We start from the raw sequence: 15537 nt of genomic DNA, 5'->3' as shown, positions 1-15537 counted from the left end.
TTGTACACATCGTTTTATAATAAAATGTTTATATGTGCATAAGCTGTGGATGGTTTCTTGAAATATAAGAAAGTATAAGTTTCACGCTATACTTTATCCTTATATTTCGCGCTTAAACGCTTCCCGTCGGTATAAGGACGCCGAAGGCATTTATACTTGTATATTGTAGAGAAAGACCTTTTGAATTTCAATATTTCTTGAATTGGAACGCTTCATTGAAATGTCTTTTCAAATGTGAGGGCAAAAGGTATGATGTTTATTGTAGGCCCCGCAAGGATTTACCAGTGGATAAGAGGTGAACAAACAGTTTGTCCATAAAGACAAAACTATCTGCTATTATTTTTGGGGCGGTGTTGCTAATTTTAGCACTGAACCTGACATTTAACCTTTATGCCGCCCAAAATAATCTACGGAATGAAAGCATTAATAATATGCAACTAACCGCTATGCAAATGGCCGTTTCTGTAGAACAAAGTAACTATAGCTCTAACTATGTAGAATATCAAATTGCGCATAATTTAAGGATGGCGGCTATCTTTGCCTCCGAAGAGCTGGACCCCGACTATAGGAATGTGACGAATGAACAACTTAAGGCCCTAACTTCCAAGGTGGGCGTGTCTAATATTTCAATTCTGGTAAAGACTGATAACGATATTGTAATAGCGAGGTCTTCGGTGCCTAGTGATATTGGGGTGTCCACAAAGGACTGGGGGTACTGGTATCTGGCCTTTTTGGAGTTGTTCGATAATCAGGAGGTATCCGTGGGTCAGGGGCAGGCCATGGACCATTTTTGGTCAGGCCCTTTTGATTATTCAACCTACAATCTCGATTTCATTGAAAAGTGGGGATATTACCATGATGAAGAGAGCAACTACATCATAAATCCTGTTATTCTCAATACTGCAGCCAGCGACTATGTCAAGATTACCAATCCCGATCAAATTGCAGCGCAGACTAAAGAAGCTAATCCAGGGATCTTAGAACTCACAGGATTTAACCCAGTAACATTTGGTTCAGCAAGTATGAAGGCTGACGGAACTGACACATTGAATAAGAATCTTGGTAACCGTCCCATTAAGTACGGCACCTATACTTATGGTAATGTGGAGCAGGATAGAACAGCGATTCTATTGGCTCAGGAGAAGCAGAAGCCGGTTACACTGGAGACGAAAGTGCTTGGAAAAAGAGTGCTCAAAAGCTTCATCCCTATCCAATCTCCTGGACTGAAAGCTTATGTGATTGGAGTCGTTTTGGATTACTCCGTGATTTCATCTGTGGTTCATGAACAATTAATTAATAATCTGACAACTTCACTGTTATTACTTACATTATTCTTGTTATGTAGTTACATACTGTCTGGATTTGTTACTCGTCCTATTCAGGCGATACTTGCCAAAGTGAACGATGTAGCTAAAGGGAAATTCGAGCCTCCACTTAAGGTAACTAGCCGGGATGAATTAGGGCAACTGGCACTACGAATCAACGCTATGACGGCTCATCTCATGCAGCGCACTAATCGACTCAAACAGACACTGGAAGAGAACCGAGCAGTTAAGGAGCATTTGGAATCGGTTATTAATGGAACCTCTGATGCGATACATACCATCGATATGGACGGCCGAATTACTAGTACGAACAGAGCCTTCGAAGAGCTGTATGGATGGAGTGCCAAAGAGGTGCTAGGGAATAAGCCTTACCTTGTGCCTGCGACAGCGCTTAAGCAGGAGGAAGAACGGCTTGATGCGTTAAAGAGTGGTGCGGTTCTACCACCAATTGAAACCGTAAGACTTAAACGTGATGGAACAATTGTTGAAGTTAGTGTTAGTACCTCAGTGATTCGTGATGAAGACGGGTACCCACATTCCTTTATTCACGTCTCACGTGATATGACGGAACGTAACCGAATGGAGGAACTGCTTAGACGCTCTGAGAAGCTGACTACAGTTGGCCAATTAGCCGCGGGAGTAGCCCATGAGATCCGTAATCCTCTTACGACGCTAAAAGGATTTCTGCAGCTTCAACAAGAAAAGCAGATTTTGGTCCCCCTCCATATTGAACTGATGTTGTCCGAGCTCGAGCGGATTAATCTGATCGTAAGTGAATTTTTGATTTTGGCCAAGCCTCAAGCTGTTCATTTTCAGGAAAAAGATGTGCGGGATATCCTTGGTGATGTGGTTTCTCTATTAGACAGTCAAGCTCATTTGTTTGGGATTCAGTTTAGTGCGACATTCTCTGAATATCCATCCACCGTACATTGTGAAGTGAACCAGCTAAAGCAGGTGTTTATTAACATCGTCAAAAATGCTATTGAAGCTATGCCTGATGGTGGTGTGATTTCAATGGAGTTAAGAAATACCTTGGATTCTGTCTTCATTCTTATTTCAGATCAAGGCGAAGGAATTCCTAAGGATATGCTGCCTAAGCTGGGTGAGCCCTTCTTCACCAATAAGGAGTCGGGAACAGGCTTAGGGCTAATGATTAGCCAACGTATTATTCAGGCTCATAAGGGTCATTTGGAAATACAAAGTGAAGTGGGTCAAGGGACAACTGTTATGATCAAGCTGCCTGCAGCTGGTACGGATACCCCTTGGCTTAATATTAAGGATGAACGGAGTGAAGGACAACGTGAGAATTAATAAATTCATCAGTGAGACAGGGTACTGTTCACGCCGTGAAGCAGATAAGCTGGTGGAAGGTGGTAGAGTTATGATCAACGGAGAACCTGCTGTGCTTGGCAGTCAGGCCGTTCCAGGCGATGATGTGAGAATAGATGGTGTTGCGCTTGAAACATCAAGCCAGACGGTTTACATTGCGTTAAACAAGCCAGTGGGTATCACTTCAACTACAGAGCAGCATATTAAGGGGAATATTGTTGATTTTGTAGGTCATCATGAGCGAATCTTCCCGATTGGGCGACTCGATAAGGATTCAGAAGGATTGATTTTGCTTACCAACGATGGGGACATCGTTAACAAGATTTTACGGTCCGAAGGTCGGCATGAAAAAGAGTATGTTGTTACTGTAGACAGACCGATTACGCCATCATTTATTACCGGCATGTCCAGTGGCGTAAAGATATTAGGTGAGAAGACGCTACCTTGTGAGGTCACTCGTATTACAGAGCGTGTATTCCGTATTATTTTGACGGAGGGTAAGAATCGTCAGATCCGCCGTATGTGCAGCGCTTTTGGCTACGAGGTTAGAAAGCTTCAACGCATTCGGATTATGAATATTCGTCTAGGGGCATTACAAACAGGAGAATGGCGTGAGCTGTCTGCTGAAGAGAAGCAAGAACTTGGAGCTACACTGAACTACGAACTTCTATAACTTAGAAAAGCCTAGATTTGAATACAATGTATCAAAAAAGAGCTGTTCCATCGGTCTAAGACCTTGGGACAGCTCTTTATGTTTGTAATAGGATAACCATTATTCATCGGAAGGAGCAATACCTGAGAACTCTTTGGTTTCTTGATATTTACGAATAATGGATACTTCAACCCGGCGGTTCTTACTTCGTCCAACAGCTGTTGTATTTTCAGAAATGGGGTGGTATTCCCCGTATCCAATCGCACTAAATTTCCGTGGATTTAGGTTCGTATTTGTTAGCAAGATCTTCATGAACTGAAGGGCGCGATCGGCGCTCAGGTCCCAGTTGGAAGAATAGTCGCTATTAGAGATAGGGATATTATCGGTATGTCCTTGCACGACTACATCATAATCCGGGAATTGCTGCAGCATGGTTGAGATGGACTTTGCTAATTGCCGAGAATCATCTTTAACTACTGCCTGTCCGGATGCGAACAACGCGTTATCACTTATCGTAATCATAAGCTGGGATTGATTGAGCTTAGTGCTGAGTAGATCGGTAAGGCCGTTCTTGCTGATATATTGATCAAACTGCTTCTTAAGCTTCTCTAAATCCTCTTGTTCCTTTTGCCGCAGCTTAGCCATTTCTGTTTGTTCATTTTTCTTGGTTACTGATTTATCCATTTGATCATTTTTTCCTAAATCCTCTTGACTCTTAGATGGCATTGCCGCCCGCTCTTCAAGAACACCTGTACCGCCATTAAGAGCAGAACTGAAGGCTTGACTCATCTCTTCGAATTTTTTGGCATCCGTTGCACTCATAGAATACATTACGATGAACAAGGCTACCAGAAGGGTCATAAGATCAGAATAAGGCAGTAGCCACGATTCATCGGCGTGTTCTTCATGCTCTTCGTGTCGTCTAGTCTTTTTGCTCACCCGATCCACTCTCCTTCTCATCATTTAACTTAGCTCGTTCCGAAGGTGTCAGGAAGACAGCAAGCTTCTGATTGATGGCAATAGTGGATACACCGGATTGTATGGACAAAAGACCTTCGACCATCATCATTCGAACTTCAATTTCACGTTTGGAAAGTCGTTTCAGCTTATTGGCAATAGGATGCCATAATACGTAACCTGTAAAGATACCGAGTAGTGTTGCGATGAAGGCAGCCCCGATTGCTGCAGCCAATTTGTTCATATCACTCATATCAGCCAGAGCGGCGATAAGTCCGATAACGGCCCCGAGTACGCCAAGTGTAGGAGCATACATACCTGCTTGTGAGAAAATGAGTGCGCCTGCTTTATGTCTATCCTCTGTGGCGTGGATGTCCTCCATGAGAACATCGCGGACAAAATCCTGATCATTTCCATCAATAATCATCCGCATGCCATTTCTGAGGAAGTTATCTTCTATTTCATCGACTTTCGACTCAAGAGCCAGCAGACCTTCACGCCGTGTAATAGAAGCCCACTCCATGAACATAGTAATTAATTCGGATTTACTGATTAATTTCTTTTTGACAAAAATCATTTTAAACAGACTTGGAATCTTCTTGACCTCCGAGAACGGAAAGGCCATAAAGATGGAAGCTGCCGTACCCACTAAGATAATAACGTAAGCAGCAGGTGTGGCTAAAGCGTGAAGAGGAGCGTGCTTGAGGATCATACCCCAAATAACTGCAACTAGACCAAAAATTAAACCAAGTATTGTTGAAATTTCCATTATGCACCTCGTCCATGAGATTATAAGATGTGTTCCGACAAAGCCGCGTATATCATCCTTGAAACAGCGGCAAGGCACTCTGTTCGAAACCGAATAACGTATATTCTTATTTATCGACATCATTCCGTTTTTTGTGAAGTCATTTTTTCGGCTATAATGGATAAGGTAAGTAATTATTCATCTGTGGAGAAAACGGAGTGATACATGTGGGTGTAAAGCATGGTAGAGATTACGGTGAAATCCTAACGGATTTGACTGAGGCTGTCGGAAGAATTTCCGATGGGTACTTATTTTTTGAAATGGATCCGGAAGAGTGGCAAGAATTGCCGCAGGAATCCAAGATGGAGGTATGGGAGGCACTGGCTGAGGATCTTTTCTTCGCGCTGGGTAATGAACCTATGATTGAGGTGGGGAGCGGCGTTATCATTTACGATAAGGACACGCACCGCATTAATATTTTAGTCGGAGAAGAGGATTTAGCCTCTGTTGTTTTGATTTAAGAAGAGGCGGTGGCGGGGCGTAATTTGCCCGTAGTTAGTAGCCCGTGTTAAAATTGGTGTAGCCGAGTTATAATCGCTGGGATTCTTGAATACATTTAATCGAAAATATTGCCTTTATCCTGGCACATCCCTTGGACCTCAGAAGCTAAGGGATGTTTTGTTTAACGAATAATACGAGTAAAGGGACCTGCGGATTTTACTGCAATTTTTAGTAAGGGAGGAAACGAATTGTTATTTACCGAAGAAGAACTGCGTGAGCAGATCAGCAAGCTGGAAGGTTGGAAGCTGGAAGAGAATACCATGGTGCGAAAATATATGTTCAGCCAATATATGAAGGGTATTGCTTTCGTTGATGAAGTAGCCACCATTTCAGAAGCCTTTGATCACCATCCACATATTACGATTGATTATAAGACAGTGACTTTACGACTGAAATCAAATGAGGAAGACGGTATTACAGCTCTAGATATTCGAGAGGCACATGAATTTAATGAAGCCTTTGAGAAAAATCGTTAGTGTCACCTAAACTCATAAATAAACGCCCGTGCGCAGATAGTGAACTATCTTCTGGCACGGGCGTTTTTAGTTGCTTAGGTAGTAGTTACTGTTACTTTTTCTCTGAGAGCCAGAGGGCGACGTTTGCAATCTCCTCAGGGGCTAGCTTTTCTTTAAAGGAAGGCATTTGACCTCGTCCTTTAGTGACGATACTGTAGATTTCTTCAGCATCATGCTGACCGCCTTCATTTTGAAGACTGGGCCCAACTCCACCTTGAAGCTGATCGCCGTGACAGGTGATACAGCTGGCTTTCACGGTTGCTTCGGCCTTTGCCGCATCCAATTGGACTTCCGGCATCGTCGGTTTATTCTGTTCAGCTACCTCTTCTTTACCTGGAAGTGTAAACATAAGTACTACCGCAAAGGCACAGGCGGCAAAAAACAAACCGCTCATGATCCATTTCTGCATCCCAGTTCGTCCCTTCTATGTAAGCTGCTCCCTACATTATAGCTCAAGGTGAAGCGTTATCATAGGGTTTGTGACAAAAAAATGAACGATAATGCCATCAAATCATTGAAAAATATGGAATTTAATATTATTTATCATAGACCATGCAATAAAAAGGTTTGTTTCCTGTGGGGGTTAGGCGCTCATACGTATCGGTAATCGTAAATCCACACTTTTGGTAAGTTCGGATCGCCCGCTGGTTCCAGGTCAATACCTCTAGATCAATCTCACGCTCAGGATAACGAATTAAGGCTGCTTGCACGATTGCATCCATGAATATTTTCCCTAGACCTTGACCGCATAGATCAGGGCGCATACCAATCCCCAAGCGAACAACACCTTCCATTGGAAACAACTGCGCGAATCCACACAAAATCCCTTGCCCATTTAGTATGGAGACATATTGCTCATTCCGTAGCTGCGGGTCACCGAACTCGATTCCAAGAGCCTGCATTTGCTCCCACGGCATCCAGCCGTAAATATTATAAGGGGCAGTGTAATCCCAGTTGCAAACCTCTTCCGCGTGACTGGTCTCCATAGGCGCTACATGAAAAGTAACAGAGGGATTTATCATAAGGTCAAGGACCTCCTTTCACGGGGGAACTTTAAATGTCTTATAATTCTAGCTTAAAATACTTATGGTCCTTATAAGGACATCGAAGGCGTTTATGCTTGTAACTAATTATATACAAAAAGAGGCATGGTCGACTCAGAAATTTATTAGGATTATTGTTTTACAAATTCTGAGAGGGGTAAATACTAAATAAGACAAAAAACAAGCTCTTCCCCAAGAATCAACATCTTGGAAAAGAGCCTATGTACGATTTACTTATTGAACATCATCATTATCCTCTGTCTCAGAAGCAACAGAATGATAAGCATCCGTGCTCATAATTCGTTTAGCACCGATGTAGCGTTTCACGTAGTAGCTATCACTCAGGGAGCTAATCGTTACACCGCGTGAGGAAGATGCGTGTGCAAACTTGCCTTCACCGACATAAATACCGACATGGGAGACACCCTTACCACTTGTATTGAAGAATACAAGATCTCCAGATCTTAAATCATCTTGGGAGATAGCAGTACCCATTTGATACTGGGAACCTGATTGGTGTGGTAGGTTTATACCAATTTTATCAAATACATACATTGTAAATCCGGAGCAATCAAATCCATTTGTGGAGATGCCGCCGGATACGTACTTAGTTCCGATGGTCTTGTCGATCACTTTATCCATTTTGGAATCCGCGAAAGCGCTTCCTGCTCCGATGGTGAAAATAATGGAAAAGCTAAGTACTGCTGCTGCTAGCTTCTTCTTCAAAAGTTTATACCCCTTCCGGATGCCTACGAGGTTAGCTTAAGGGTTCGGTTGAAGGTCCCCTATGACCCCTCTAAAAATGGAGGTCAATTCACCCAAAGTTGGTTCCCCCGTTTTCCTAATAGTTAGGAAACTCGGCTGATACTGTTGATTAGGAATAGCTTGTAATCAATACATGACAAAACCTTTGTAAATAACAACTTAATGATTACAAAAATGTTACTAAAATCTTACTGCAGTTATTGTAACAAACAGAGTGCCGCTTGGCAATCGTTTTTAACATAATCATGCAGAAAAATTCGTTTTTTTTAAAGACAAAATGCATATGTAAGCGATAATATTAAACTAATTTTTATATTTATTGAAATTTTTATCAAATAAAAGTGTTTAAAGTCCGTTCTAGAGGTGTAAAGAATATAATAAGGCAAAAGAAAACCTGGATTCGATTAAGTCAATAATCAAACCCAGGTCTATATAATGTAATTGTGAGGTTATAGTTGTGGGGAAGTATTAATCGTAGGCTATAGCTTGATATGAGGAAGTACTCATTACTCTTTTAGCACCAACGTAGCGATTGGCCCAGTAGGACTGGCTAAGTGAAGTGATGGTCACGCCATATGAAGATGATGATTGTGCGAATTTTCCGTTTCCAACATAAATGCCGACATGGGATACGCCGTTGCCCAATGTGTTAAAGAAAACTAGGTCACCTGAACGTAATTTACTTTTGGCTACAGGAGTTCCGACATTATATTGAGCTTTTGAAGTACGGGGCAAAGAAAGACCCACCTTCTTGAATACATACGTAGTAAATCCAGAACAGTCAAACCCGGCAGTGCTAGTGCCTCCGGTTTTATAGGCAACTCCAATTGTCTTTGAAATAACACTGTCCATCTTAGAATCTGCAAAGGCACTTCCTCCACCAATAGAGAACGCCATCACAAGTCCTAGCGCCGCAGCGACGCATGCTTTTCTTAAATTCTTCAAAAAAATTGTACCCCTTCCAATGCCTGTGAGGTTAGCTTAAGGATTCGGTAGAAGGTTCCCCTATGATCACTGCAAAGCGAGATCAATTCACCCAAAATATGGTTCCCCCACTTCCCGGTGCAAGGAATTCGGCGTTTTATGCACCAGATAGTGACTTATCGACATGACTACGACAAATACATGAAGTTATGTAGAAATCGTTTCAAATGATTACAAACTTGTTACCAATGGAACAGGACTTATTGTAACAAAGTCTTTACGATTTTGCAAATCCTCATAATTTGTCTATAACGCGAAAGAGTCCCAGCTCCTGATTCAGGAACCGGGACTCTTATATTATGTTCTGTAATGCTTCAAATTATTGTGGAAATGCTTTACTGTGCCATAGATGATATTGAGCTGAAATTCCCCACATTTTGAAGAGTGTTGAGGGCAGTGATGAAAGTTGACGAATAAGAAGTGCTGGTAGGCCAGGACAGAAGATGCCCGTTATTCCGCACACTAGCAAAAGGATCAGGCCTGCTGCACCAAGTATGATTGAAATTCCTATTGCCGGAATCAGCGACTTCAAGCAAATGAATAAGGAGGAGAACATCCCCGTGCCGCTGGTATAACCAAACTGCATATATAGAAGGAACAGGCGCACGATAAAGATGTATATAAGCCATGCCAATACGTATGGAACTAGATGAAGTAACAAAGAGTAGTTCAGAAAGGAGGACAAGAATAGCCCGTACATTTTTGGAGCAAGCCAGTATAACGGAAGTAGAGCCAGCACCCATTCGATTAGACTGAAGATAAACACTGGAAATCCATAAAGCTTCATACCTGGAAAAAAGAACAGGCCACGCTCTCCTTTTCGCTCCTGATGGAGTTCATGCAGTAATCCTGCCCTTATGAAGGGGGAGAGTAGCAGTCGTAAGACAACAAGCCCTAGGAACATCCATAACCAAGTACGTATCGCAGGATCTGTGTTTAAGCTGAACTGCCCTTCGACATAATAGAGTAGTCTGCCCATTCCGCTGCCTCCAGCGTCTTTATCTGGATAACGTAGTAGAATTGGAACGATAGCAGACCGGATGAAGCCGTACATAAAGTAGCCCCAGAGCAGTCGGTAGATGAAGAGCAGAATCAGAATATAAAATTGCTCCTTCATGCTTTGCCAGCCGCGGGTTATCGATGTTCTCACAATCATTCACCTCACCAGACAAGAGTTCCGAGCACGGTTTCAACTAGTTTAGTTACACTTAATGTCCAGCGGGAGAGCGTTTTGGGCTCTATTTCCGCCAGTCTGAAGTTATTAAGATGTTTGTTTTCTAACAGAATGGTATGCTCAGGATCAACCTCAGCAGAGAGAAGAAGCTTATCGCTTAACAATTGGAAGGTAGTCTCTGCTCCTTCACCGCTCCAGACCCGCTCTGTATCAGAGCCATCGGCGAATGTGAATTTAATGGGAACGTCAATGTAATGGCTCCCTTTGTTTGTAATCTTTACTATGGATTCATAGCTCTGAGCATCGCTGTTGCCATTCTTTTTAATCGTAATCGTATCTACTGAGAAATCAGGAGCACCACCACCATAAATATAATCTTCGAAATAAGGCTGCCATGATTTTTTGGTTACCTTCTCAATGACTTTTTGAAAATCAGACGTAGTGGGGTGCTGGAAACGGAATTTACGTGCGTAAGTGGACATGATGCTGTTCATTGCCTTAGTGCCTACTTGGCGTTCAATATCCTTAAGTACTAGCTTTCCGCGAATATACACATTCCGGCTATAGGATTCTGCCCCGGCATATTTCCATGTCTCTAAATTTAGCGGCTCTGATTTGGTCACCAAGCTGGACTGAAGTGGGAGATTCGTTTTGATGCCATATTCTTGTTCCATGAGTCTGTCTTCAGCATAAGAAGTGAAGCTTTCGTCTAGCCAAGCCTCTTCGAATTCATTGCTGGCTACCATGCCGTAAAAGTATTGATGGCCAATTTCATGAACGACGGTTCTTTCAAGTGAGGTGTCAGGAGAAGAGTCTGTGGCTCCAAACGCTGTAATGAGTGTTGGATACTCCATTCCTCCAGCCCCATTCCCCTCCTTAGGCGGAACGATAATAGACAGGGTGGAGTAGGGATAAGGACCGTACCATTTGCTGAAGTAGGCCAGAGCTGCCTTAGCGGCCTGAAGGTATCTTTCCTTTAAGTCTTTGTGTAATGGATCGAGATACACCTTAATCCGTACACCAGGCACTTCTGGCGTAGAGAAGGCTTCTTCGGCTACTGTAAAATCAGGGGATGCCGCCCACGCAAAGTCATGGACATCGTCAGCGTAGAACTGATATATTTTTTGATCTTGCTTTAGCTTGGCATTCTTCACAGGAAATCCGGTCGCAGCTACCGTGTAGTCGGAAGGAACCGCAATCGTTACATTAAAGATGCCAAAATCGCTGTAAAACTCAGAGGTGCCGTGGTACTGGTGCAAATCCCAGCCTTCCTCCTTAACCCCACGTGTGCCCATAGGCTCGTATACACTAAGTTTAGGGAACCATTGCCCAGCCATCACGAAATTGCCGGATGCGCCCATACGGGCAAATATTTTGGGGAGCTGAACCTCGTACTGGAGTTTAAGCGTGACACTTTCTCCACCATTAACCGGCTGTGGGAGATGTACCTTTAGGAGTGTCTTATCGTTGACGTTACCATCATCGGGTTGTACAAATTGCACTCTTTGCATTAGTGATGTTCCTTCTGTTGTGCGCAAATCGGTTAAAGTCATACTTCCGAAGCCATTCTCTGGCATGGTGTCACCTCTGAGCGTTCCTCCGGACTCCTTCATAAAGGTAGTATCTGGTGAAGCAAAAGCATTTGGATACATATGGAAATATAGATCACTTACCGGTTTTACACCGGGGTGTGTCCAGGTTACCGTCTCAGAAGCGATTAAGGTTTCTGTATCAGGAACAAGCTGAACATCGATGTGATACTCGACAACTCGTTGACTTAATGCCTCTTCTGCTGGAACGGGGGCGCTATCAGGCAGTGTCTGCTGTGGTGCAGCTGCAGGAGCTGTGCCGCTTGAGGACTTGGCCTCTTTTGAAACAAAGCTAGTAACAGAAGATGTGGAGTTATCCCCCGAATAGACCCATATGCCTCCTAATAGCACGAGGGTGGCCAGGGTCGCAAAGATGATGATGTACCTTAATGACAGTGACTTCATAGTGTGATTCCTCCCGTGACAAGCATCTACGGGATGTATATGTTTGCAATCGCCGCATTATTAGCTAAAATTAAATTATTCGTAAGAGGAAGGGTGTGCACTCGTGGACAACATACAACCGGAAGGCAAGAAACAGATTGCCTTAAATATTGTGAATGCCAAAAGTAAACATAAAGGCTTTGGAGCGGGCTCTATAGAGCTCAATAACGTATCGCCTGTCATTATTGATGGCGGTGAAGCAGTCATTGATATTGGTGCCATGCATGCCAAGAGTAAGGTTGAAAAGGGGATTAAATTCTCCATGAACCGTGAAGATGTACCTAATGGTAGACAGGTTTGGGTAGTATGGGTAGCAGTGGACCGTACACAGGATAGTCAATTCTATGGTGGAATAACGGCCTGCGAAATGTGGATCGATACGGAAGCACGTCGCGGTTGGAAAATTCTCGCCGAGCATGTCAATAAGTTGGATGCTGCTCTAAAACGCAAAATCGATGTGGGAGGGCTTGGCACAGTTGAAAAAGCTGCCCTCAAATCCCTCTTGATCTCTCATAATGAGGCATGGTGGACTGCGTCCTCCGATGAGCTTAAGGCTGCACTGACCGAGTAGGAACGATTACCCGGTCAAGGTTACCTGATACAGAAAAAGGCTTCGACATCCTGAAATAGGAGAGTCGAAGCCTTTTTGAATTGAACACAATGAATTAGTTTACGATTTGCCTGCCGTACTAAGTTTGCGTTTTAGTTGACTTACTCTAGCTTGACTGATCCCAAGAATTTCAGCAAGCTCTTTCTGATTGGCATATGGATGTTCTTCTATGGCCCGCTCCAGGCGTTGGCACATATCCTCTGTCTTCGTCTTCCGGGTAGTGCTGCTGTGCTCTGACACTTCGCCTGCAAAATCTTGGCGCGCCTCAGGCACTTGAGACATGCGTTCAGGGTCGGCAATTTCTTTTAGACAGCTACTGCAAATAAATTGCTCTTTATAGTAGGTGACATGGTCGTGGCTTCTGCAAAACGTACATTCTGTCGAGGTGTACTTCCTGAGTATGATGGTGTTATCGTTTAATATAAAAAATTCGATAGGATCACCAATGTCGATATTACGAGTCATACGGATTTCTGCGGGAACCACAATTCTCCCAAGACTGTCTAAACTCCGGATCATGCCTGTATCCTTCATCCCATGTCCCTCATTTACATCTTTATATTTTGGTTGCTACTAACTATTATAGCAGTAATTGTGAGTTAAGAGAATGGGGTGAATATAATTAATGAAGCGGTTACATCCTTTGTGGGAGAAGTGAAAATCGAGTTTGGCCATCCTATGGATTCTACAATAAATAAGTAATAAAAAAGAAAAACCTCTTCAATTAATGAAGAGGTTAATTCAACCACCAGCGTTTAATATTGTTCCACAGGGAACGACTTTCTTCAGCAGGATCTACTTTGCTTTGTACATCATCGACAGCGGGAGCTTTGCCATGTTGATCACAGTATTCGGTGGGCTCAGTTCCACTAATGAAAGTCTCCAGTTCTTTTTCGGGACAGGCTGCTGTAGCTAGCTTACCGGATTGCGGATTGATGTATACACTGACTACGCCATCTGGAATGGGAAAAATCTTAGGCGGGATATTTTCCAACGCTTTTTCAGTAAACTCCGCGAAAATTGGAGCTGCCCGTCGGCCATCGGTTGTTGTGATGTCGCGCCCCTTGTCATATCCAACCCAAACTGCAGTGGACAGCTCGGGGGTGAAGCCTACCATCCAGCCGTCTGTATCCGTAGTTCCAGTCTTCCCGGCTACCGGACGTTTGATTATAGAAGCTACGCGATTTCCTGTCCCCCCAGTCTCAAATACCCCCTCCATTAAACGGGTCAACACATAGGCGGCAGAAGGTTCTACAATGGCTTCACCCTTTGGCTGTGGTGCTTCATACAGCACCATACCATTAGAATCCGTTATTTTTAGAATGGCTGTGGTGGGCATTTTCTGACCACTGTTTCCAATAACAGCGAATGCCGCAGCCATTTCTAGCGGACTGATCGGTGAGGTACCGAGTGCCAGTGACGGCACGCTTTGAAGCGGACTATCAATGCCCATCTTGCCTGCCATCTCGCTCACCTTATCTGCGCCGATCTTCATGATCGTATTCACAGCATAGATATTGTCGGATGCTGCAATGGCTTGTCGCATATTGATTTCGCCCAGATACTTATCCCCGAAGTTCCGAGGCTGGTAGGTTTTGCGATTGTTATCATAATGGAACATCGTTGGCTGGCTTTTGAAAACGGAAAGACCAGTCATCTCTTTAGAAGAGAGTGCTGCTAAATACATGATCGGCTTAAAGGACGAGCCAGGCTGACGTGTGGTGGCTAGAGCATGGTTGTATTGGTTGGTACGATAATTTTTTCCGCCGACCATAGCTTTAATGTAGCCAGTGCGAGGATCGATGGAAACAAGAGCGGTCTCCAGATCACTCTTTTGATCCATCTCTTTGTCGACTGCTTGTTCTGCGGCATGCTGCATGTCAGGGTCAAGGGTAGTGTAAACATTTAGTCCCCCTTGTTCCAGCTCATCACTGCTGATGTGAAGAGATTCTGTGGCCAGATTGCGGATATAATCTCTGAAATAAGGTGCAACCACAGTGGTATCCTTCTGGCCTTGTGGTTTTAAGTTCAAGTCATCCTGAACAGCCTGTCCTGCTTCTTCTTGTGTGATTTCTCCTAAATTAGCCATGACAGTCAAAATGATTTTTTGTCGTTTTTTAGCGTTGTCTAAATGATTGTACGGCGAATAATAGGTTGGTCCTTTTGGAATCCCAGCTAGCATGGTACTCTCTGCCAAGTCTAAGTCTGCTGCAGATTTACCAAAATACATTTGAGAGGCTGCTTCAATGCCATAGGCACCATGGCCATAGTAGATGTTATTTAAATACATGTTCAAGATTTCATCTTTGCTGTATTTCATCTCGAGCTGCATCGTATACAAGGCTTCTTTAGCTTTACGCGTCCACGTCTTCTCGTGGGATAGATAAAGATTTCTCGCGAGCTGCTGAGTTAGCGTGCTAGCCCCCTGCGTTCGGTTTCCCTCTTCCAGATTGACGAGCACGGCCCGAGCCATCCCCTTCATGTCAAATCCGGAATGCTCGTAAAACTTACGGTCCTCGACGGCTAGTGTGGCTTCAATGAGCAGGGGAGAAATTTGACTTAATTTGACCGGTTCACGGCTACGCCCGTCTGAGGTAAAGGTGGCAAGAATATTGCCCCTGGAGTCGAGTAGCTTGGAGCGCACATCGTCGCCAATGGGAGGGAGATCTTTTTGGTATAGGTAACCGAGCAGAGCTCCCGTGGTCAGTAGAAACAATATAATCATGGCTACCAGCAGCCGGAATAAACGGCGGAAGCGGCTTTTTCGTTTGGGTGGACTCGTTGATTCACGTGACATGACACCAGACTCCCTTCTCCTTGTATTATGGGAAAGGAACTGGA

At 43.8% G+C, this 15537-nt stretch carries 15 protein-coding genes and 2 riboswitches; of the genes, 5 read left to right on the top strand and 10 right to left on the bottom strand.

Going from position 1 to position 15537, the window contains the following annotated elements; all coding sequences use genetic code 11:
* The first annotated feature begins 308 nt into the window (after positions 1-308).
* Together NSQ29_RS26930 and rluF are read left to right on the top strand one after the other, a co-directional pair.
* Entirely contained in the window at positions 309-2636 is a 2328-nt protein-coding gene (locus NSQ29_RS26930) for an ATP-binding protein (protein WP_341126500.1), read from the top strand.
* Positions 2626-3327: a 23S rRNA pseudouridine(2604) synthase RluF gene (gene rluF, locus NSQ29_RS26925; RefSeq protein ID WP_341126823.1), complete on the top strand. Its 702-nt coding sequence runs from the start codon at positions 2626-2628 to the stop codon at positions 3325-3327. The genes NSQ29_RS26930 and rluF overlap by 11 nt, the downstream gene beginning before the upstream one ends.
* Positions 3328-3426: 99 nt before the next feature.
* Here the strand turns inward: rluF and motB are convergent, their stop codons facing one another.
* Positions 3427-4245, bottom strand: a complete 819-nt coding sequence (gene motB / locus NSQ29_RS26920) for a flagellar motor protein MotB (protein ID WP_042183946.1) — start codon at positions 4243-4245, stop codon at positions 3427-3429.
* Complete coding sequence (gene motA / locus NSQ29_RS26915; RefSeq protein WP_076286892.1) at positions 4229-5032, bottom strand: flagellar motor stator protein MotA; 804 nt, start codon at positions 5030-5032, stop codon at positions 4229-4231. The genes motB and motA overlap by 17 nt, the downstream gene beginning before the upstream one ends.
* 206 nt (positions 5033-5238) lie before the next feature.
* Here motA and NSQ29_RS26910 point away from each other — a divergent pair, with 206 nt between their 5' ends.
* A complete protein-coding gene (locus NSQ29_RS26910; protein ID WP_042131745.1) occupies positions 5239-5532 on the top strand; it encodes a hypothetical protein in 294 nt (97 codons plus the stop codon).
* 228 nt (positions 5533-5760) lie between these two features.
* Positions 5761-6048 carry a 4a-hydroxytetrahydrobiopterin dehydratase gene (locus tag NSQ29_RS26905; RefSeq protein ID WP_042123209.1) on the top strand — a complete coding sequence of 96 codons (288 nt, stop codon included), beginning with the start codon at positions 5761-5763 and terminating at the stop codon, positions 6046-6048.
* A gap of 91 nt (positions 6049-6139) precedes the next feature.
* On the opposite strand, the gene NSQ29_RS26900 is transcribed toward NSQ29_RS26905, so the two are convergent.
* The 6 genes from NSQ29_RS26900 to NSQ29_RS26875 all read right to left on the bottom strand — a co-directional run bounded on the left by NSQ29_RS26900 (position 6140) and on the right by NSQ29_RS26875 (position 12047).
* Entirely contained in the window at positions 6140-6496 is a 357-nt protein-coding gene (locus NSQ29_RS26900) for a c-type cytochrome (RefSeq protein ID WP_042183950.1), read from the bottom strand.
* Between the two features lie 127 nt (positions 6497-6623).
* Positions 6624-7109 (bottom strand): GNAT family N-acetyltransferase, encoded by a 486-nt coding sequence (locus NSQ29_RS26895; protein WP_076301049.1) that lies wholly within the window; start codon positions 7107-7109, stop codon positions 6624-6626.
* Positions 7110-7364: 255 nt separating this feature from the next.
* Positions 7365-7856, bottom strand: coding sequence for a C40 family peptidase (locus NSQ29_RS26890; protein ID WP_042183954.1), 492 nt, complete (start codon positions 7854-7856; stop codon positions 7365-7367).
* 5 nt (positions 7857-7861) lie between these two features.
* Positions 7862-8003, bottom strand: a riboswitch (cyclic di-AMP (ydaO/yuaA leader).
* Between the two features lie 360 nt (positions 8004-8363).
* Positions 8364-8792 (bottom strand): C40 family peptidase, encoded by a 429-nt coding sequence (locus tag NSQ29_RS26885; protein WP_042193080.1) that lies wholly within the window; start codon positions 8790-8792, stop codon positions 8364-8366.
* Positions 8793-8845: 53 nt separating this feature from the next.
* A riboswitch (cyclic di-AMP (ydaO/yuaA leader) is annotated at positions 8846-8984 on the bottom strand.
* A gap of 214 nt (positions 8985-9198) precedes the next feature.
* Positions 9199-10029: a hypothetical protein gene (locus NSQ29_RS26880; RefSeq protein ID WP_341126499.1), complete on the bottom strand. Its 831-nt coding sequence runs from the start codon at positions 10027-10029 to the stop codon at positions 9199-9201.
* An 11-nt stretch (positions 10030-10040) separates the two neighbouring features.
* Positions 10041-12047 (bottom strand): M1 family metallopeptidase, encoded by a 2007-nt coding sequence (locus NSQ29_RS26875; RefSeq protein WP_341126498.1) that lies wholly within the window; start codon positions 12045-12047, stop codon positions 10041-10043.
* Positions 12048-12150: 103 nt separating this feature from the next.
* On the opposite strand from NSQ29_RS26875, the gene NSQ29_RS26870 reads away from it, so the two are divergent.
* Positions 12151-12657 carry a YwhD family protein gene (locus NSQ29_RS26870; protein ID WP_076286896.1) on the top strand — a complete coding sequence of 169 codons (507 nt, stop codon included), beginning with the start codon at positions 12151-12153 and terminating at the stop codon, positions 12655-12657.
* A gap of 99 nt (positions 12658-12756) precedes the next feature.
* Here NSQ29_RS26870 and NSQ29_RS26865 read toward each other — a convergent pair whose 3' ends face one another.
* A complete protein-coding gene (locus tag NSQ29_RS26865; protein WP_341126497.1) occupies positions 12757-13230 on the bottom strand; it encodes an AbrB/MazE/SpoVT family DNA-binding domain-containing protein in 474 nt (157 codons plus the stop codon).
* Positions 13231-13432: 202 nt separating this feature from the next.
* Positions 13433-15493: a transglycosylase domain-containing protein gene (locus tag NSQ29_RS26860; protein WP_341126496.1), complete on the bottom strand. Its 2061-nt coding sequence runs from the start codon at positions 15491-15493 to the stop codon at positions 13433-13435.
* Positions 15494-15537 lie beyond the last annotated feature (44 nt).

This window comes from Paenibacillus sp. FSL F4-0236 (genome assembly GCF_038000135.1).
GTDB lineage: Bacteria > Bacillota > Bacilli > Paenibacillales > Paenibacillaceae > Paenibacillus_AQ.
This window is presented reverse-complemented; position numbering and strand designations above follow the sequence as displayed.

Excerpts from the sequence above, each read along its gene's own strand:
- NSQ29_RS26895 (WP_076301049.1), bottom strand. The coding sequence starts at position 7,109 with ATGATAAATCCCTCTGTTACTTTTCATGTAGCGCCTATGGAGACCAGT.
- NSQ29_RS26900 (WP_042183950.1), bottom strand. The coding sequence starts at position 6,496 with ATGCAGAAATGGATCATGAGCGGTTTGTTTTTTGCCGCCTGTGCCTTT.
- motA (WP_076286892.1), bottom strand. The coding sequence starts at position 5,032 with ATGGAAATTTCAACAATACTTGGTTTAATTTTTGGTCTAGTTGCAGTT.
- NSQ29_RS26875 (WP_341126498.1), bottom strand. The coding sequence starts at position 12,047 with ATGAAGTCACTGTCATTAAGGTACATCATCATCTTTGCGACCCTGGCC.
- NSQ29_RS26865 (WP_341126497.1), bottom strand. The coding sequence starts at position 13,230 with ATGAAGGATACAGGCATGATCCGGAGTTTAGACAGTCTTGGGAGAATT.
- NSQ29_RS26885 (WP_042193080.1), bottom strand. The coding sequence starts at position 8,792 with ATGGCGTTCTCTATTGGTGGAGGAAGTGCCTTTGCAGATTCTAAGATG.
- NSQ29_RS26860 (WP_341126496.1), bottom strand. The coding sequence starts at position 15,493 with ATGTCACGTGAATCAACGAGTCCACCCAAACGAAAAAGCCGCTTCCGC.